This is a genomic window from Pseudomonas sp. B707 (assembly GCF_022496685.1).
Taxonomy (GTDB): Bacteria; Pseudomonadota; Gammaproteobacteria; order Pseudomonadales; family Pseudomonadaceae; genus Aquipseudomonas; species Aquipseudomonas paraglycinae.
This window is the reverse complement of the sequence record NZ_WTVE01000035.1, coordinates 313,061-331,088: the sequence shown is the minus strand read 5'-3', so window position 1 is coordinate 331,088 and position 18,028 is coordinate 313,061. Positions and strand designations below refer to the sequence as shown.

Below are 18,028 nucleotides of genomic sequence, written 5' to 3'. Positions count from 1 at the left end.
CACGCCTGAATCAAAGATCAGCGCAGCCTAGGTTGATTCTCCCCGTGAGCGCAAGGCGCGCCGTTGATCTGCGGTTGCTGCATCAGGCGAATGCCGGTGCGCAGCAGCCAGCAGGCGAGAATGAACGGTGCCGTGAGGGTTGCCAGACCCAGGGCACTGAACAGCGGCGTCAGCAGCAGCGCCAGGCCGATACCGAACAATGGCAGCCAAGGTTGCTGGCGCTGCGCACTGAAGGCGAGGGCGGCGAGGACGGCGTTGTAGCCGCCCAGCCCCAGCAGCGCGACCTGGCTGTCGTGGTGCAACAGACTGGAACCCAGACCGATTACCGAAGCCAGCAGCGCCCAGGCAAAGGCCCGGCGATCGGCGATCAGCAAACCGGCGGCGATCAATCCACCGGCCAACGGATGGTCGAGGAACATCACCTGACCGAAGCCTTTCAGGGCGGCACCGAGCAGGTTCACGGTGTTCAGCTCAAGCGCCGGAGCCGGCGTCGAAGGCTCGGCGAAACACAGGAACACCCAGCTCAGCAGCACGAACGGCGCGGTGTAGGCGGGCAGGTACTCGGTGAGGCGTGCGCGCTTGAGCCATTGCTGCGTGATCATCGCGCTCAGTCCGCCAGCCGCCAGAATCAGCGGCGGCAGCATTGGCGACCAGGGGAAATACAGGCTCAGCAACAGACCGACCAGCACGCCGTTGTAGCTGAACAGTCCGGCCTGGCGATCCGCCTTGGCGTAGTTGCGCCGTTGCGCGGTGAGCAAACCGGCGACCGCGCCCAGCAGCGCGCCGGCGAACAGCACCGGCGCGGTAAATAAAATGGCCAGAAGGCACAGGAGTCCACACAGCGGATGGCGCTGGAGGAAGATTTGACTGAAGCCGTTGAGCAAGGCCTCGGCCCAGTCAGGGCAGTGGGTGTTGAAATGATTGGCAGGCATGTCTGGAGAATCTGGGCAGTGGGAAAATCAAAAGGTCTTGCTTGAAGCGGTGGCGAGGAGCTCGTGCCCGGTGAATGCGGTGTCTCTTGTGGAAACCGTCATGCCGGGCGGCGGGAGCACGCTCCCTCGCCACACAGGTGTTGCTTAAATCAATGTTTCGATCCGCAGCGAATTAGTCGACCCCGGCAGCCCGAACGGCACACCCGCGGTGATCAGCAACGTATCGCCACGCTCGGCCATTCCTTGCGCCTGAGCGATTTCCAGCGCGGTCGAGCACACCTCATCCACCTGACGCAGGCGATCATTGACCACCGAATGAATGCCCCACGCCACGCTCAACCGGCGGGCGGTCTGCAGGTTCGGCGTCAGGTTGAGGATCGGCGCTTTCGGCCGCTCCCGCGCTGCACGCAGACTCGATGCGCCGGACTCGCTGTAATTGACCAGCACCGCCACCGGCAGCACGTTGCTGATCCGGCGGATCGCGCAGCTGATTGCATCGGACACGGTCGCTTCGGCTTTCGGCCGGCTGACGTCGAGTTGGGTCTGGTAGTCCGGACCGTTTTCCACCTGGCGGATGATCTTGCTCATCATCTGCACGGCTTCCAGCGGATACTCGCCGGACGCGGTTTCCGCCGACAGCATCACCGCATCGGCACCTTCGGCCACGGCGTTGGCCACGTCGGTGACTTCGGCGCGGGTCGGGGCCGGGGAGAAGCGCATCGACTCGAGCATCTGCGTCGCCACCACCACCGGTTTGCCGAGCTGGCGGCACGTGGTGATGATGTTTTTCTGGATCTGCGGCACGCTCTCGGCCGGCACTTCCACGCCCAGGTCGCCGCGAGCCACCATGATCGCGTCGCTCAGTTCGGCGATCTCGCGCAGTTGCTCGACGGCCGACGGCTTCTCGATTTTCGCCATCAGGAACGCCTTGTCGCCGATCAGTTCGCGGGCCTCGATGATGTCTTGCGGGCGCTGCACGAACGACAGCGCGACCCAGTCCACACCCAGCTCCAGACCGAAGCTCAGGTCGCGACGATCCTTGGTGGTCAACGGGCTCAGGTCGAGCACCGCTTGCGGCACGTTCACGCCTTTGCGGTCCGACAGTTCGCCGCCGTTGAGCACGGTGGTGTCGATCGCGTCGGAGTATTTGGTGACGACGCGCAGACGCAGTTTGCCGTCATCGAGCAGCAGATCCATCCCGGCTTCCAGCGCGGCGATGATCTCCGGATGCGGCAGGTTAACCCGGCGTTCGTCGCCCGGCGTTGCGTCCAGGTCGAGGCGGAAGGCCTGACCGCGATGCAACTGAACCTTGCCGTCAGCGAACTTGCCGACCCGCAGTTTCGGGCCTTGCAGGTCCATCAGGATCCCGAGCGGGTAGTTGAGCTGGCGCTCGACTTCGCGGATCCACTGATAGCGCTTGGCGTGGTCGGCGTGATCGCCGTGGCTGAAGTTGAGGCGGAAGATATTGACCCCGGCCTCGACCAGCTCGCGGATGTCTTCGATGCCGTCGACGGCAGGCCCGAGGGTGGCGAGGATTTTGACCTTTTTATCAGGCGTCATGATTTAGAGCTCTCGAGGATCAGGATGGCGCGGAAGTCGTTGACGTTGGTGCGGGTCGGCTCGGTGACGATCAGCGCATCGAGCGCCTCGAAGTAGCCGTAGCCGTTGTTGTTATCCAGCTCGTCGCTGGCGCTCAGGCCCAGGGCGGCGGCGCGGGCGTAGCTGTCCGGGGTCATGATCGCGCCGGCGTTGTCTTCCGAGCCGTCGATGCCGTCGGTGTCACCGGCCAGCGCATAAACGCCGGGCTGGCCCTTGAGGCTGTCGGTGAGGCTGAGGAGGAATTCGGCGTTGCGGCCGCCACGGCCATTGCCGCGCACGGTCACCGTGGTTTCACCGCCGGAGAGAATCACGCACGGCGCTGCCAGCGGCTGGCCGTGATGAATGATCTGGCGCGCGATGCCGGCGTGGACTTTCGCCACTTCGCGGGATTCGCCTTCCAGGTCGCCGAGGATCAGCGTGCTGAAACCGGCCTGACGGCATTTCACTGCCGCGGCATCCAGCGATTGCTGAGGGCGGGCGATCAACTGGAAGTGACTGCGGGCCAGGCTCGGATCACCGGGTTTGACGGTTTCCGATTCCGGGCTCTGCAGCCAGCTGCGCACGGAGGCCGGAATCTCGATGCCGTAGCGCTTGATGATCGCCAGCGCTTCGGCGCTGGTGCTCGGGTCGGCCACGGTCGGGCCGGAGGCGATGACCGTGGCGAGGTCGCCCGGTACATCGGAAATCGCGTAGGTATAAACAGTCGCCGGCCAGCAGGCCTTGCCCAGACGTCCGCCCTTGATCGCCGAGAGGTGTTTGCGCACGCAGTTCATCTCGCCGATGGTCGCGCCGGATTTGAGCAGGGCTTTGTTGATCGATTGTTTGTCGGCCAGGGTGATGCCTTCGGCCGGCAACGCCAGCAGGGCAGAGCCGCCGCCGGACAACAGGAAGATCACGCGGTCGTCTTCGGTCAGGTTGCTGACCAGTTCCAGCACGCGTTTGGCCACGGCCAGACCGGCAGCATCCGGCACCGGGTGCGCGGCTTCGACCACTTCGATTTTTTCGCACGGGGCGCCGTGACCGTAGCGGGTCACCACAAGGCCCGAGACTTCACCTTCCCAGCAGCGCTCGACCACTTGCGCCATGGCAGCGGCAGCCTTGCCGGCGCCGATGACGATCACGCGACCTGTGCGATCGGCCGGCAGATGCGCTTCGAGGACCTGGTTCGGATGGGCCGCGTCGATGGCTGTGGCAAACAGCTCGCGCAGCAGTTGTTGCGGATCGACCGACATGGCGGGCTCCCAATCTTATTGTTCTTGGTTAGTGCAGGTGATCGTTCCCACGCTCTGCGTGGGAATGCTTCAATGGACGCTCTACGTCCGCTTCGGCAGGGACGCGGAGCGTCCCGGGCTGCATTCCCACGCTGACGGTTCGACGCCTCGACGTGGGAACGAGCGACGGGGCAGGGCTTACTTCTTGTCGCGAATCGAGAAGTTGGCCATGTGTTCCAGGCCCTTGATCAGCGCCGAGTGGTCCCAGTTGCTGCCACCGATGGCCGCGCAGGTGCTGAACACTTGCTGGGCGTTGGCGGTGTTCGGCAGGTTGATGTTCAGCTCCTTGGCGCCTTGCAGGGCCAGGTTCAGGTCCTTCTGGTGCAGGCTGATGCGGAAGCCCGGATCGAAGGTGCCCTTGATCATGCGCTCGCCGTGCACTTCGAGGATCTTCGAGGAGGCGAAACCGCCCATCAGCGCTTCACGCACCTTGGCCGGATCGGCACCGTTTTTCGAAGCGAACAGCAGGGCTTCGGCGACAGCCTGAATGTTCAGGGCAACGATGATCTGGTTCGCCACCTTGGCGGTCTGACCGTCGCCATTGCCACCGACCAGGGTGATGTTCTTGCCCATGGCCTGGAACAGCGGCAGTGCGCGTTCGAAGGCATCGGCATCGCCACCGACCATGATGCTCAGGGTCGCGGCTTTGGCACCGACTTCACCACCGGACACCGGGGCGTCGAGGTATTGCGCGCCTTTCTCGTTGATCTTCGCAGCGAAAGCCTTGGTGGCGGTCGGCGAGATCGAGCTCATGTCGATCACGACCTTGCCTTTGCCGATGCCGGCCGCGACGCCGTCGGCGCGGAACAGCACGTCTTCGACCTGCGGGGTATCCGGCACCATGACGATGATGAATTCGGCTTCTTGAGCCACGTCACGCGGGTTGGCCAGAGCGACGGCGCCAGCGGCGACCAGGTCGGCAGGGGCGGCGTCGTGGTGCGCCGACAGGAACAGGCTGTGACCGGCTTTCTGCAGGTTCGCCGCCATTGGGTGGCCCATGATGCCGGTGCCGATGAATCCGATTTTAGCCATGAGAAATTCCTCTTGTTTTTGTCTTGCTCAAGCAAATAGGGGTCAGATCGCGTTGTGGGTCTTCAGCCAGCCGAGGCCCGCTTCAGTGGTGGTCAGCGGTTTGTACTCGCAGCCGACCCAGCCCTGATAACCGATGCGATCGAGGTGTTCGAACAGGAAGCGGTAGTTGATCTCGCCAGTGCCCGGCTCGTTGCGGCCCGGGTTGTCGGCCAGCTGCACATGGTTGATCTCGGCCAGGTGCGATTGCAGGGTGCGGGCCAGATCGCCTTCCATGATTTGCATGTGATAGATGTCGTATTGCAGGAACAGGTTGGCGCTGCCGACCTGCTCGCGAATCGACAGGGCCTGCGCCGTGTTGTTCAGGTAGAAACCCGGGATATCGCGGGTGTTGATCGCTTCCATCACCAGTTTGATGCCGACGGCTTGCAGCTTGTCGGCGGCGTACTTGAGGTTGGCGACGAAGGTCTTTTCAACGGTGGCATCGTCCACGCCCTGCGGACGGATACCGGCCAGGCAGTTGACCTGGGTGTTGCCCAGAACCTGTGCGTAAGCGATGGCCAGATCGACCCCGGCGCGGAACTCTTCGACCCGGTCCGGCAGGCACGCGATACCGCGCTCGCCCTTGGCCCAGTCACCGGCCGGCAGGTTGAACAGCACTTGGGTCAGACCGTTGGCGTCGAGTTTGGCCTTGATTTCGGCAGAGCTGAAATCGTACGGGAACAGGTACTCGACACCGCTGAAGCCAGCCTTGGCGGCGGCGTCGAAACGGGCAAGGAAATCCTGTTCGGTGAACAGCATGGACAGGTTGGCTGCGAAACGCGGCATGGTGGTCTCCCGTTAGATTGATCGTTCCCGCGCCCGGCGCGGGAACGAACGGCAAGCAGTTTTAATCGAGCAACGAAATCGCGGTAGGCGCATCGTTGCCGACCAGCGCCAGGTCTTCGAATTCGTTGACGGCGTTGATCTCGGTCCCCATGGAGATGTTGGTCACACGCTCCAGAATGATCTCGACGATCACCGGCACCTTGAACTCTTCGATCAGCTCTTCGGCCTTGCGCAGGGCAGGGGCGATGTCAGCCGGTTCGAACACACGCAGCGCTTTACAGCCCAGGCCTTCGGCGACTGCGACGTGGTCGACACCATAACCGTTGAGTTCCGGCGCGTTCAGGTTATCGAAGGACAGCTGCACGCAGTAGTCCATATCGAACCCTCTCTGGGCCTGACGGATCAGCCCCAGGTACGAGTTGTTCACCACGACGTGGATGTACGGCAGTTTGAACTGAGCGCCGACCGCCAGCTCTTCGATCATGAACTGGAAGTCATAGTCCCCCGACAGGGCCACGACTTTACGGTTCGGATCGGCCTTCACCACGCCCAGCGCTGCCGGAATGGTCCAGCCCAACGGGCCGGCCTGGCCGCAGTTGATCCAGTGACGCGGCTTGTAGACGTGCAGGAACTGCGCGCCGGCAATCTGCGACAGACCAATGGTGCTGACGTAGCAGGTGTCCTTGCCGAACACCTGGTTCATTTCTTCGTAAACGCGCTGCGGCTTGACCGGCACGTTGTCGAAGTGGGTCTTGCGATGCAGGCTGGCCTTGCGCTGCTGGCAGTCCTGCAGCCAGGCAGAACGGTTTTTCAGCTTGCCGGCGGCTTGCCATTCACGGGCGACTTCGATGAACACGGTCAGCGCGGCTGCGGCGTCGGAAACGATGCCCAGGTCCGGGGTGAACACGCGGCCGATCTGGGTCGGTTCGATGTCGATGTGAATGAACTTGCGGCCTTCGGTGTAAACGTCGACCGAACCGGTGTGACGGTTGGCCCAGCGGTTGCCGACGCCCAGTACCACGTCGGATTTCAGCATCGTGGCGTTGCCGTAGCGGTGCGAAGTCTGCAGACCGACCATGCCGACCATCAGCGGGTGATCGTCAGGAATGGTGCCCCAGCCCATCAGGGTCGGGATTACTGGAATGCCGGTCAGCTCGGCGAACTCGACCAGCAGTTCGCTGGCGTCGGCGTTGATGATGCCGCCGCCGGCGACCAGCAATGGACGTTCGGCCTGGTCCAGCATCGCCAGGGCTTTTTCGACTTGCACGCGTGTGGCGCTCGGCTTGGCCAGCGGCAGTGGCTGGTAGGCGTCGATGTCGAATTCGATTTCAGCCATCTGCACATCGAACGGCAGGTCGATCAGCACCGGGCCTGGACGGCCGGAGCGCATTTCGTAGAAGGCTTTCTGGAAGGCGTAAGGCACCTGGCCCGGCTCCAGAACGGTGGTCGCCCACTTGGTCACCGGCTTGACGATGCTGGTGATGTCGACGGCCTGGAAGTCTTCCTTGTGCATACGGGCGCGGGGGGCTTGCCCGGTGATGCAGAGGATCGGGATCGAGTCCGCGGAGGCGCTGTACAGACCGGTGACCATGTCGGTACCGGCCGGGCCGGAAGTACCGATGCACACGCCGATGTTGCCGGCCTTGGTGCGGGTGTAGCCCTCGGCCATGTGCGAGGCGCCTTCAACGTGGCGAGCGAGGACGTGATCGATGCCACCGACTTTCTGCAGGGCGGAGTACAGCGGATTGATTGCAGCGCCTGGAATGCCAAAAGCGGTATCAACCCCTTCACGGCGCATCACCAGAACGGCGGCTTCGATTGCTCTCATTTTGCTCATGGTTTTGTGCCTCTTTACGTTTTGTAATTGTATACAAGTGGCTTTGCGCAGAGTGTATTCACGGCGGACGGCGCAGGTCAATCCATTTTCTCAAGCGCCTGTTTCATTCGTCGGAAGCCTTTTCTGCTGTGGCTTTTCGTCGCATGGGGCGCTTTTCGAGAATTATTGTATACAAAAAAATAGTTCATTGTGTTCTATTTATTGCATCTGGCTGCGGCAGAAAAGCGCAGCCCAACGACTTTCCCAATAACAAAATGAGGACGGCACCATGAGCGCTTTAACCTTGAAAGTCGCAGTCAAGCTGGTCAACGAAGCCATCAATGCGGGGCGGGCCATCTCCGCCGCGCCGCTGACCATCGCGGTACTGGATACCGGCGGCCATCTGGTCACCTTGCAACGCGAAGACGGTGCCAGCCTGCTGCGCCCGAACATCGCCATCGGCAAAGCCTGGGGCGCCATCGCGCTGGGCAAGGGCTCACGCCTGCTGGCGCTGGACGCGCAACAACGCCCGGCGTTCATCGCCGCACTTAACAGCATGGGGCAGGGCAGCGTCGTGCCGGCACCGGGTGGTGTGCTGATTCGTGATCAGGCGGGGAACGTGCTGGGTGCGATCGGCATCAGCGGCGATCTGTCGGACATCGATGAGCAGGTCGCAATCAAGGCCGTGGAGGCCCTGGACCTGCGGGCGGATGCGGGGGTGGCAGCCTGAGTGGCTAAAACCGGATAGTCGCTGAAACGCGCAAGCCCGCCCTCACAGGATGATGTGAGGGCGGGCTTGTTTGTGTCTGGAGGTGCGGACTTCAGTCCGGCTCGCAGCCCTTGAGCACCAACCGGATGATGGTTTGTGCTGCCGCTTCATAGTCGGCTTCGTCGAGCTTGTCCTTGCCGGTGACGGCGGAGATCTGCCAGTCGAAGTCGGCGTAGGTCTGGGTTGCGGCCCAGATGCTGAACATCAGGTGGTTGGGGTCGATCGGGGCGATCTGGCCGCGGTCGATCCAGGTCTGGATGCAGTCGATGTTGTGCTTGGCCTGGCCGTTGAGCTGCTCGACCAGGTCGGCGCTCAGGTGCGGGGCGCCGTGCATGATTTCGCTGGCGAAGACCTTGGAGGCGAAGGGCAGGTCGCGGGAGATGCGGATCTTCGAGCGGATGTAGCCGCTCAGCACTTCGCTCGGTACGCCGTCCGGGTTGAACGGGGTCGAGGCCTGCAGGATCGGCACGATGATACTTTCCAGCACCTCGCGGTAGAGGTTTTCCTTGGACTTGAAGTAGTAATAGACGTTGGGCTTGGGCAGTCCTGCCTTGGCGGCGATGTCGCTGGTTTTGGTGGCAGCGAAGCCCTTGTCGGCAAACTCTTCACTGGCTGCACGCAGGATCAGTTCTTTGTTGCGCTCGCGGATTGTGCTCATAAACCCGGTGATTCCTTGCCTGTTCTGGCGGTTGCGCATGGTAGCACCGGCCTCGCGCGGCGCTCAACAATGCCCCGTGTGGCCTGCAGTCGCGGTATGCTGCGCGGCATTATTCACATAAGGAAACATGATTCATGGCAGGAAGCAGTTTGCTGGTGCTGATCGACGACATCGCGACCGTTCTGGACGACGTTGCGTTGATGACCAAAATGGCTGCCAAGAAGACCGCCGGCGTGCTCGGCGACGACTTGGCGCTCAATGCCCAGCAGGTCTCCGGCGTACGCGCGGAGCGGGAAATCCCGGTGGTCTGGGCGGTGGCCAAGGGCTCGTTCGTCAACAAGTTGATCCTGGTGCCCTCGGCGCTGGCGATCAGTGCGTTCGTGCCGTGGCTGGTGACGCCGCTGTTAATGGTCGGTGGCGCCTACCTGTGTTTCGAAGGCTTCGAAAAACTCGCGCACAAGTTCCTGCACAGCAAGGCCGAAGACGAAGCCGAGCACGCCCAGTTGGTTGAAGCCGTGGCTGATCCTGCCACCGATCTGGTGGCGTACGAGAAGGACAAGATCAAAGGCGCGATCCGCACCGACTTTATCCTCTCGGCGGAAATCATCGCCATCACCCTCGGTACCGTGGCCGATGCTTCGCTGACCCAGCAAGTGATCGTGATGTCGGGCATCGCCATTGTCATGACCGTGGGCGTTTACGGCCTGGTGGCCGGTATCGTCAAACTCGATGACCTCGGTCTGTGGCTGACTCAGAAGCCTGGGCAGATGGCCAAAAGTATCGGCAACGGCATCCTGCGCGCCGCGCCCTACATGATGAAAAGCCTGTCGGTAATCGGCACCGCAGCGATGTTCCTGGTCGGTGGCGGCATCCTGACCCACGGCGTGCCGGTGGTGCATCACTGGATCGAAAGCGTCGGCGCAGCGGCCGGTGGCGCCGGGTTTGTGGTGCCGATGCTGTTGAACGGCGTGGCGGGGATCATCGCGGGTGCGGTGGTGCTGGCGGGCGTGTCCGTGATCGGCAAAGTCTGGAAAGCGCTGAAGGGTTGAATCCTGAGGCAAACAAAAAGGCCATTCGACTCGCATCGAATGGCCTTTTTTGTGGCCGGCGTTTTTACTCGGCGATCTGCAACTTACGCGACTCGGTGTAGACGTAGCGCACCTTCTCGTACTCGAACGGTGAGTTCAGCTGACCGTAGCGGAAGCTGGTCTGGTAACGCTTGTCGACGCCACGCAGTACCCACACTTCCGGATGGTTGGAGCTGACTTCCGAGACGTTGAGGAAGTTGATCGCGGACTCGGCGGTGTAGTCCACGGCCAGACCTGCAGTATCACGCAGATTCGACGGGCCGAGGATCGGCAGCACGAAGTAGGCGCCGCCCGGTACGCCGTAGAAGCCCAGGGTCTGGCCGAAGTCTTCGTTCTGACGCGGCAGGCCCATGGCGGTGGCCGGATCCCAGAGCCCGGCGATGCCGATGGTGGTGTTGAGCAGCAGGCGCGCGGTGGTTTCCATCGAGCGCTTGCCCTTGAACTGCAACAGGCTGTTGACCAGGTTCGGCACGTCGCCAATGTTGTTGAAGAAGTTGCTCACGCCGGTGCGCACGAAGCTCGGAGTGATGTAGCGATAGCCATCGACCACCGGCAGGAACACCCATTGGTCAAAGCGGTAGTTGAAGTGGTAGACGCGGCGGTTCCACTCTTCCAGCGGGTCGTAGACGTTCAGCGCGTTGAGGGTCGAGCGTTCGAACTCGCGCTGATCCAGCCCCGGGTTGAACTTGAGTTTGGACAGCGGCTCCTTGAAGCCGTCGCTGTCGATGACCACCGGTGCATTGGCTTTGCTGTTGTCGGCCTGGGCCATACCTGCACTGAGGAGCGCTGCAATCAGCAGGAGATATTTAGCCACGGAAGAACTCCAGCATGGCGTCGCTGTTGACGCGGTAGTTAAGGTTGCCGCAATGGCCGCCCAGCGGGTAAACGGTCAGGCGATCGCCGAAGGTGCGGCGCAGGAAACCGAGGTCGCCCGGGCCGAGGATCACGTCGTCGGCGTTGTGCATGACGGCGATTTTCGGGCTGTCGTGCAGGTAATCCTTCAATGCGTACAGGCTCACCTGATCGATCAGTTGCAGCAGGCTGCCGCCGTCGGTGCGGGCGCGCCACATCGGGATTACCTGTTCGGTGAGGTAGCAGTCGAAGTCGCATTGCAGCGCACGCTTGAGGAACGGCGTGAGGCTGGTGCCTTCGGTGATCGGGAATTTCGGCGGGGTGATCAGGCCGCGACGGTTGATCAGGTCCGAAGTGAACGCGATATCGGCCGCCGAGAAGCGGAACGAAGTGCCGATCAGCATCGCCATCTGCTCGTTGCTCAGGTGCTGCTTGGACTGCTGGAAGTCGTAGAGCAGCGCATCGTTGAGGTCGATGTAACCCTTCTGCTGGAAGTAACGGGTCAGTTTGCTCAGCACCAGTTCATAGAACGTGGTGCTGTTGTTGATGCCCTTGACCTCGGTCTGCACCAGCTTGTCGAGGTTGGTGATCGAGGTGTAGAGGTTGACCGGCGGATTGAGCAGCAGAACTTTCTTGAAGTTGAAGCTGCGCCGGGTTTCATCCAGGTGGGCAACGAACGCCGCGTCCAGCGCGCCGAGGCTGTAGCCGCTGAGGTAATAGTCGGTGACCGGCAGTTTCGGGTTCTGCGCCCGCACGGCCTGCATCACCCGGTACATGTCTTCGGCGTCTTCCTTGGTCACGCCGGGGGTGGCGAAACGCGAGGCGGCGCTCATGAAGTCGAAGCTGGTCGGCGAAGACAGCTGCACCACGTGGTAGCCGGCCTTGTAATAAAGCTTCTTCAGGTATTCGTTGAGCGTGCTGTCGTAGCGCGCGCCGGTGCCGGCGATCAGGAAGATCAGCGGCGCGGCCTTGTCCTGGGTGGCGATGCGGTAGGTGAGTTTTTTCACCGGCCAGAAATTGTCCGGCAGGATGAATTCGCGCTCGGGGCGCAGGGTGACGCTGCGATCGGTCTGATCGATGTCGTCGTCCAGTGGCAGTTCAGGGCGCAAGTCCGGCGGCGTGGTGGCGATGGTCGCCTCGAACGGATTGGTCAGGGGATAGCCATAGCTGGCGGCGTCGATATCCACCGCCAGCGCGGACGCACTCAGAATAAGGCCGCCAAACAGGGCGGCGAAGCGCAAGGAACGGAGCATGACTAGATCCCTTAGAGGAAGGTGCCGAATGAGGTTCGCAGGCTATGACCACCGGGTTTGCGCCAAAGTGCCATGCCACGGCACCAAACTGACGGAATTCGGAGTAATAGTAGCCGGACGATACACTTTGCAAGGAAGGAATGACCAGTTAAGAGTTGTTAGTCCTTGCGTATGCGCGGCGGCAGATTAAGCTGGCCGCCGATTTCATCGATTGGAGTGTTCCATGTCCCGCCGCTTGCCCGTTATTCTGCTGCTCGTTCTGTTGCCGTTGTGGCTGGCCGCCAGTTATGGCGCGCGTTATGGCTTCATGGAAGATGCGCAGTGGGTGGGCATCTGCGTGGATGAGGCGAGCCGCTGGGAATGCTCGGTGCGCTCGAACCTGGGCCTGATGATTCATTTTCAGATGCTGGGCTGGGCGGCGGTCGCGGCTGCGGTGATCGGTTTTGTCGTGCCGGGACGGGCAGGGTGGTGGCTGGCGGTGCTGGCGCTGGTGTTCGGGTTGCCGGCGCTGGCGCTGTACAACACGACGCTGGCGGTGTTTGCGGTGGTGATTGCCGGGTTGCGACTGGTGCGGGAATCGCGCGACGCCAAGTAGTCATGCATCGCGGGCTCGCCCGCGATGCAATGCTTTCAGATGCTGAAGGTCAGCCCTTGCGAGCCCGCAGGCAGCGCCAAAGTGCAGCCACCATCAACATGCTGACCAGCGCCCAACCCCACGCCTGCTGATTCTGCAATCCTTCACGGAACAGCTGCGGCGCAATGCCGGCGCCGATGATGAAGGTCAGCAGGGCGATCTCCCGCCGGGCAACGGGCACCGGGCGGCACAGGTAAACCAGCGCTGGCAGGATGAAGGCCACGCTCGGAAAGCTGCGATAGCGCGGATCGAATACCAGCTCCAGCATCATCACGGCAGCGGCGAAACCGGCTGCCGCCACCAGCCAGCCGGCCCGTCGCTCGAAAGCGTTGAACGCCTGTTCACGCCAGCCACTGTGGGCGCTCAAGGTCAGCGCGGCATGGGCCAGCACCAACAGATTCAGAGCCGTCAGCAACCCGACCCACAGCCATTCGCTGGCAAATCGCGTGGTCACCCGGGCCAGATCACCCCAGGCACCAATCGAGCAGGCGGCGAGGGCGCCGAGCAGCGGCAGGATCAGCGCCGAACGCGTCGTACGAACCCGACCGCCCAGCAGCAGTGTTCCGAGGAAAATCAGCCCGCCGATGGTCAGCCACTGCGACCAGTACGGCACGTTCGACACCGGGCCGGCCAACACGCCCTTGTCCTGGCGATCCGCATCGAACAGCCCCCAATAACCGCCGACCGCGCCTTCGCTGCCGCGCTTCCACGGCTGGTCGAACGCTTCGATCAGGTTGTAACGCCAGCCTTCCTGTTCGGCGAGGGTGACAAAACCACGAATGAACTTGGCCTCGTTGACCCGGCTCGGCAGCGCGGTCTCACGCTGGCGGCCTTCGCTCGGCCAGCCGGTTTCGCCAATCATCACGTCTTTTGGGGCGAACTTGTTGCCGAACACCTGACGCACTTCGGCCACATGATGCAGGGCCGCGTCGATGTTCGATGGATCGTCTTCCCAGTACGGCAGCAAGTGAATGGTCAGGAAATCCACCGCCGGCGCGACTTCCGGGTGCTTGAGCCAGAATTCCCAGACATCGGCGTAGGTCACCGGCTGCTTGATGTGGCTCTTGACCTTGTTGATCAGCTTCACCAACTGGGTCGCGGTGACCTCTTTGCGCAGCAAGGCCTCGTTGCCGACGATTACGGCGCTGACCACGTCCGGGTTGGCGTTGGCCGAGGCAATCAGCAGATCGACTTCCTTCTCGGTGTCCACCGGATTGCTGTTGACCCACGCGCCGATCATCAACTTCAAACCGTGCTTGCGCGCCAGATCCGGCAGCGCTTCGAGGCCCGTCATTGAGTAGGTGCGGATGCATTCGAAACGGGTGGCGAGCAGGGCGAGGTCGGCGTCCATGCGCTCCGGGCGCAGCTTGAACGGCACGTCGAACGGCGACTGGTCCTTGTCGAACGGGGTGTAGGAGGCGCATTGCAGCTTGTGGCTCGGGGTGGCGACGTCCGGCAGGATCACCGGTTTGCCGAGGCCGTACCAGAAACCGCACAGGGCAAACAGCCCGAGCAGGCAGGCGAACACATAAGGAAGAAAGGGGAAGCGGGAAGTCGCGGACATGGTCAGGCCGAGTGGCTGCAAAGCGACGCATGTTACCTGCATTTATAAGCAGGTTGGTGGCCCGCACGATTTTGACATGCAAAGTTCGGGCGGATTGTCTGGCGCCAAATATCCTGACGCAGTTAATGGCTTTCTGATGTCGTTTCTCGTTGCTTCGAGGTCGCTGGCAGAGCAGGTCTTAACGGGCGTCAGGTTGATGATCGGACTCATCAGTACTCCGCTGATGATCTAACGAGTTTGCGGTCAGGCGTGATGGGGGCGCTGTGCACCATAACAATACGTTGACGATGCCCGGCATTCGTCGGGCGCAGCATTTCGGGGAAGTAACGATGAAGATGCGACGACTTTTAGGCGCAGGTGCCGCTTTGGTGCTTGCGATGAGCTCCACTTTCGCCAGCGCTGAAAAACAGACCCTGAACATCGGTTACGTTGACGGCTGGTCCGACAGCGTCGCGACCACCCACGTGGCGGCCGAAGTGATCAAGCAGAAACTCGGCTACGACGTGAAACTGCAAGCCGTCGCTACCGGCATCATGTGGCAGGGCGTTGCCACCGGCAAACTCGACGCCATGCTCTCGGCCTGGCTGCCGGTGACCCACGGCGAATACTGGACCAAGAACAAGGATCAGGTCGTCGATTACGGTCCGAACTTCAAGGACGCGAAAATCGGTCTGATCGTGCCGGAGTACGTCAAGGCCAAGACCATCGAAGACCTGAAAACCGACGACTCCTTCAAGAAACGCATCGTCGGCATCGACGCCGGTTCAGGCGTGATGCTCAAGACCGATCAGGCGATCAAGGATTACGACCTGACCGGCTATCAACTCAAGGCCAGTTCCGGCGCCGGCATGATTGCCGAGCTGACCCGTGCCGAGAAGAAAAACGAATCCATCGCCGTCACCGGCTGGGTGCCGCACTGGATGTTCGCCAAGTGGAAACTGCGCTTCCTCGACGACCCGAAAGGCGTGTACGGCGCGGCTGAAACCGTGAACAGCATCGGCAGCAAGGAACTGGCGACCAAGGCGCCGGAAGTGGCCAAGTTCCTGAAGAACTTCCAGTGGGCTTCGAAAGACGAAATCGGCGAAGTCATGCTGGCGATTCAGGACGGTGCAAAACCTGACGCAGCGGCCAAGGATTGGGTTGCCAAACACCCGGAACGTGTTGCCGACTGGACCAAGTGATTTAAGCCGAAGCGTCTAATCTGCGCTTCCCAGGGCCGCCCGACATGACAGTCGGGCGGCCTTTTTTGTTTGCCTACTATTAATAAGCAGCGTTGGCCGTTTTCGGCTTGTCTGGAAATTGGCAAAAACGTCATGGCGTTCTACTACTAAGGTCGTCTGGAACCCGGCTCGCAGCCGCATACAGTGGATATGTTCCAAAAATAAAAATCTGTGCTGCGAGGATAAAAACAATGAACGACAGCATTTACCTCTCGATTCAGAACAGCCCGCGCTTCAAGGAGCTGGTCAAGAAAAGAGAAAGGTTCGCCTGGATACTCTCGGCGATCATGCTCGGGCTCTACTCCGGCTTCATCCTTCTGATCGCGTACGGGCCGCAAGTGCTCGGCACGAAAATCAGTCCTGAATCGTCCATCACCTGGGGCATCCCGATCGGTGTCGGACTGATTATCTCGGCCTTTATCCTGACCGGCATTTACGTGCGCCGCGCCAATGGCGAGTTCGACGACCTGAACAACGCGATTCTCAAGGAGGCTCAGCAATGATCCGGCGTCTACTGGCTCTTTTGAGCATCGCAGCGTTCGCTCCAGCCGTCTGGGCCGCTGACGCCCTGACCGGCGAAGTCCACAAACAACCGCTCAACGTTTCCGCGATCGTCATGTTCGTCGCGTTCGTTGGCGCGACCCTGTGCATCACTTACTGGGCGTCCAAGCGCAACAACTCGGCGGCCGATTACTATGCGGCGGGCGGCAAGATCACCGGTTTCCAGAACGGTCTGGCGATTGCCGGTGACTACATGTCGGCGGCGTCCTTCCTGGGTATTTCCGCGCTGGTGTTCACCTCCGGCTACGACGGCCTGATCTACTCGATCGGCTTCCTGGTGGGCTGGCCGATCATTCTGTTCCTGATCGCCGAGCGTCTGCGTAACCTGGGCAAATACACCTTTGCCGACGTGGCGTCCTACCGCCTCGGGCAAACCCAGATTCGCACCCTGTCTGCCTGCGGTTCGCTGGTGGTGGTGGCGTTCTACCTGATCGCGCAAATGGTCGGTGCCGGCAAGCTGATCCAGCTGCTGTTCGGTCTCGACTACCACGTTGCGGTGATTCTGGTCGGTATCCTGATGTGCATGTACGTGCTGTTCGGCGGCATGCTGGCGACCACCTGGGTGCAGATCATCAAGGCGGTGCTGTTGCTGTCCGGTGCCTCGTTCATGGCGCTGATGGTGATGAAGCACGTCAACTTCGACTTCAACACCCTGTTCTCCGAAGCCATCAAGGTTCACGCCAAGGGCGAAGCGATCATGAGCCCGGGCGGTCTGGTAAAAGATCCGATCTCGGCGTTCTCCCTGGGTCTGGCGCTGATGTTCGGTACCGCCGGCCTGCCGCACATCCTGATGCGCTTCTTCACTGTTAGCGACGCGAAAGAAGCCCGCAAGAGCGTGCTGTACGCGACCGGTTTCATTGGTTACTTCTACATCCTGACCTTCATCATCGGCTTCGGCGCGATCCTGCTGGTCAGCACCAACCCGGCCTTCAAAGATGCGGCGGGCGCTCTGCTCGGCGGCAACAACATGGCGGCGGTGCACTTGGCCAACGCCGTGGGCGGCAGCGTGTTCCTCGGCTTCATCTCGGCGGTGGCGTTCGCGACCATTCTGGCAGTAGTGGCCGGTCTGACTCTGGCCGGTGCTTCGGCGGTGTCTCACGACCTGTACGCCAGCGTGATCAAGAAGGGCAAGGCCAACGAGAAGGATGAGATCCGCGTTTCGAAGATCACCACCATCGCACTGGGCGTTCTGGCCATCGGCCTGGGCATCCTGTTCGAAAGCCAGAACATTGCGTTCATGGTGGGTCTGGCGTTCTCCATCGCGGCGAGCTGCAACTTCCCGGTGCTGCTGCTTTCGATGTACTGGAAGAAGCTGACCACCCGTGGCGCCATGATTGGCGGCTGGTTGGGTCTGGTGAGTGCGGTGGGTCTGATGATCCTTGGCCCGACCATCTGGGTGCAGATTCTGCATCATGAGAAGGCGATCTTCCCTTATGAGTATCCGGCGTTGTTCTCGATGATCATTGCGTTTATCGGGATCTGGTTCTTCTCCGTTACCGACAAGTCGGCGGCGGCTGAGAACGAGCGTGCGGCGTTCTTCCCGCAGTTTGTGCGTTCGCAGACTGGGTTGGGGGCTAGTGGGGCGGTTTCGCACTGAGGCTTTGTAAGTTGAGTTGAATGGAAAATGCCCTGGTCGAGAGATTGGGGCGTTTTTTTGTGGGCGGTTATCGGGCTTTCTTTGGGGTGGTTTTGGTTTGTGTGTATATCCGTTGCTGCGGTAACGGCTTCTTGGGGTTCCGCCCTTACGGCGGGTCACTTTTTCCAAACGCCGAAAAAGTAACCAAAAAGGCTTTACCCTGACGTACGGCCCTCGCTGTGGCTCGGGTTCCTTCGCTCCGGGATTGATCCGGGGGCATCGCCTACGGTTTGCTTCGCTGCACCTCCTCTCGATGCATGCGGCTGCGCCGCACGGTCGCTGCGCTCCCACCCCCGGATCAATCCCTCCACTCAGCCT

16 protein-coding genes are annotated in these 18,028 nt (G+C 61.5%); 6 read left to right on the top strand and 10 right to left on the bottom strand.

What is annotated here, in order from left to right; translation table 11 throughout:
- Positions 1–17: 17 nt before the first annotated feature.
- From GQX66_RS26660 to gcl, 6 genes are all read right to left on the bottom strand, one after another.
- Positions 18–932, bottom strand: coding sequence for an urea transporter (locus GQX66_RS26660; protein WP_085747091.1), 915 nt, complete (start codon positions 930–932; stop codon positions 18–20).
- A gap of 144 nt (positions 933–1,076) precedes the next feature.
- Positions 1,077–2,492, bottom strand: coding sequence for a pyruvate kinase (gene pyk / locus GQX66_RS26655; RefSeq protein ID WP_240872025.1), 1,416 nt, complete (start codon positions 2,490–2,492; stop codon positions 1,077–1,079).
- Positions 2,489–3,763, bottom strand: a complete 1,275-nt coding sequence (locus GQX66_RS26650) for a glycerate kinase (protein ID WP_039769767.1) — start codon at positions 3,761–3,763, stop codon at positions 2,489–2,491. Before GQX66_RS26650 ends, pyk begins: the two co-directional genes overlap by 4 nt.
- 177 nt (positions 3,764–3,940) lie before the next feature.
- Complete coding sequence (locus tag GQX66_RS26645; RefSeq protein ID WP_085747089.1) at positions 3,941–4,834, bottom strand: 2-hydroxy-3-oxopropionate reductase; 894 nt, start codon at positions 4,832–4,834, stop codon at positions 3,941–3,943.
- A 42-nt stretch (positions 4,835–4,876) separates the two neighbouring features.
- Positions 4,877–5,659, bottom strand: a complete 783-nt coding sequence (gene hyi, locus GQX66_RS26640) for a hydroxypyruvate isomerase (protein WP_007959286.1) — start codon at positions 5,657–5,659, stop codon at positions 4,877–4,879.
- Positions 5,660–5,720: 61 nt separating this feature from the next.
- Entirely contained in the window at positions 5,721–7,496 is a 1,776-nt protein-coding gene (gene gcl / locus GQX66_RS26635; protein ID WP_102717483.1) for a glyoxylate carboligase, read from the bottom strand.
- A gap of 268 nt (positions 7,497–7,764) precedes the next feature.
- Between gcl and GQX66_RS26630 the strand changes: the two genes are divergently transcribed.
- A complete protein-coding gene (locus GQX66_RS26630; protein ID WP_011333104.1) occupies positions 7,765–8,205 on the top strand; it encodes a heme-binding protein in 441 nt (146 codons plus the stop codon).
- 91 nt (positions 8,206–8,296) lie between these two features.
- Here GQX66_RS26630 and GQX66_RS26625 read toward each other — a convergent pair whose 3' ends face one another.
- Positions 8,297–8,902: a TetR/AcrR family transcriptional regulator gene (locus tag GQX66_RS26625; RefSeq protein WP_007959290.1), complete on the bottom strand. Its 606-nt coding sequence runs from the start codon at positions 8,900–8,902 to the stop codon at positions 8,297–8,299.
- A gap of 134 nt (positions 8,903–9,036) precedes the next feature.
- Here GQX66_RS26625 and GQX66_RS26620 point away from each other — a divergent pair, with 134 nt between their 5' ends.
- A complete protein-coding gene (locus tag GQX66_RS26620; RefSeq protein WP_007959291.1) occupies positions 9,037–9,951 on the top strand; it encodes a DUF808 domain-containing protein in 915 nt (304 codons plus the stop codon).
- A gap of 64 nt (positions 9,952–10,015) precedes the next feature.
- Here GQX66_RS26620 and GQX66_RS26615 read toward each other — a convergent pair whose 3' ends face one another.
- The gene (locus GQX66_RS26615; protein WP_129973896.1) at positions 10,016–10,804 is read right to left on the bottom strand and encodes a VacJ family lipoprotein; all 789 of its coding nucleotides are present in this window, start codon (positions 10,802–10,804) and stop codon (positions 10,016–10,018) included.
- Positions 10,797–12,095, bottom strand: coding sequence for a serine protein kinase PrkA (locus GQX66_RS26610; RefSeq protein WP_007959293.1), 1,299 nt, complete (start codon positions 12,093–12,095; stop codon positions 10,797–10,799). The genes GQX66_RS26615 and GQX66_RS26610 overlap by 8 nt, the downstream gene beginning before the upstream one ends.
- A gap of 223 nt (positions 12,096–12,318) precedes the next feature.
- Here GQX66_RS26610 and GQX66_RS26605 point away from each other — a divergent pair, with 223 nt between their 5' ends.
- Entirely contained in the window at positions 12,319–12,690 is a 372-nt protein-coding gene (locus GQX66_RS26605) for a hypothetical protein (protein ID WP_102686061.1), read from the top strand.
- A gap of 49 nt (positions 12,691–12,739) precedes the next feature.
- Here GQX66_RS26605 and GQX66_RS26600 read toward each other — a convergent pair whose 3' ends face one another.
- On the bottom strand, positions 12,740–14,335 hold the full coding sequence (locus GQX66_RS26600; RefSeq protein ID WP_240872024.1) for a beta (1-6) glucans synthase: 1,596 nt from the start codon (positions 14,333–14,335) through the stop codon (positions 12,740–12,742).
- Between the two features lie 287 nt (positions 14,336–14,622).
- Here GQX66_RS26600 and GQX66_RS26595 point away from each other — a divergent pair, with 287 nt between their 5' ends.
- From GQX66_RS26595 to GQX66_RS26585, 3 genes are all read left to right on the top strand, one after another.
- The gene (locus GQX66_RS26595; protein ID WP_102686063.1) at positions 14,623–15,474 is read left to right on the top strand and encodes a glycine betaine ABC transporter substrate-binding protein; all 852 of its coding nucleotides are present in this window, start codon (positions 14,623–14,625) and stop codon (positions 15,472–15,474) included.
- A gap of 230 nt (positions 15,475–15,704) precedes the next feature.
- Positions 15,705–16,016: a DUF485 domain-containing protein gene (locus GQX66_RS26590; RefSeq protein ID WP_007959307.1), complete on the top strand. Its 312-nt coding sequence runs from the start codon at positions 15,705–15,707 to the stop codon at positions 16,014–16,016.
- A complete protein-coding gene (locus tag GQX66_RS26585; protein ID WP_064594474.1) occupies positions 16,013–17,671 on the top strand; it encodes a cation acetate symporter in 1,659 nt (552 codons plus the stop codon). Before GQX66_RS26590 ends, GQX66_RS26585 begins: the two co-directional genes overlap by 4 nt.
- Positions 17,672–18,028: the final 357 nt, after the last annotated feature.

Excerpts from the sequence above, each read along its gene's own strand:
- GQX66_RS26660 (WP_085747091.1), bottom strand. The coding sequence starts at position 932 with ATGCCTGCCAATCATTTCAACACCCACTGCCCTGACTGGGCCGAGGCC.
- pyk (WP_240872025.1), bottom strand. The coding sequence starts at position 2,492 with ATGACGCCTGATAAAAAGGTCAAAATCCTCGCCACCCTCGGGCCTGCC.
- GQX66_RS26650 (WP_039769767.1), bottom strand. The coding sequence starts at position 3,763 with ATGTCGGTCGATCCGCAACAACTGCTGCGCGAGCTGTTTGCCACAGCC.
- GQX66_RS26645 (WP_085747089.1), bottom strand. The coding sequence starts at position 4,834 with ATGGCTAAAATCGGATTCATCGGCACCGGCATCATGGGCCACCCAATG.
- hyi (WP_007959286.1), bottom strand. The coding sequence starts at position 5,659 with ATGCCGCGTTTCGCAGCCAACCTGTCCATGCTGTTCACCGAACAGGAT.
- gcl (WP_102717483.1), bottom strand. The coding sequence starts at position 7,496 with ATGAGCAAAATGAGAGCAATCGAAGCCGCCGTTCTGGTGATGCGCCGT.
- GQX66_RS26630 (WP_011333104.1), top strand. The coding sequence starts at position 7,765 with ATGAGCGCTTTAACCTTGAAAGTCGCAGTCAAGCTGGTCAACGAAGCC.
- GQX66_RS26625 (WP_007959290.1), bottom strand. The coding sequence starts at position 8,902 with ATGAGCACAATCCGCGAGCGCAACAAAGAACTGATCCTGCGTGCAGCC.
- GQX66_RS26620 (WP_007959291.1), top strand. The coding sequence starts at position 9,037 with ATGGCAGGAAGCAGTTTGCTGGTGCTGATCGACGACATCGCGACCGTT.
- GQX66_RS26610 (WP_007959293.1), bottom strand. The coding sequence starts at position 12,095 with ATGCTCCGTTCCTTGCGCTTCGCCGCCCTGTTTGGCGGCCTTATTCTG.
- GQX66_RS26605 (WP_102686061.1), top strand. The coding sequence starts at position 12,319 with ATGTCCCGCCGCTTGCCCGTTATTCTGCTGCTCGTTCTGTTGCCGTTG.
- GQX66_RS26600 (WP_240872024.1), bottom strand. The coding sequence starts at position 14,335 with ATGCAGGTAACATGCGTCGCTTTGCAGCCACTCGGCCTGACCATGTCC.
- GQX66_RS26595 (WP_102686063.1), top strand. The coding sequence starts at position 14,623 with ATGAAGATGCGACGACTTTTAGGCGCAGGTGCCGCTTTGGTGCTTGCG.
- GQX66_RS26590 (WP_007959307.1), top strand. The coding sequence starts at position 15,705 with ATGAACGACAGCATTTACCTCTCGATTCAGAACAGCCCGCGCTTCAAG.
- GQX66_RS26585 (WP_064594474.1), top strand. The coding sequence starts at position 16,013 with ATGATCCGGCGTCTACTGGCTCTTTTGAGCATCGCAGCGTTCGCTCCA.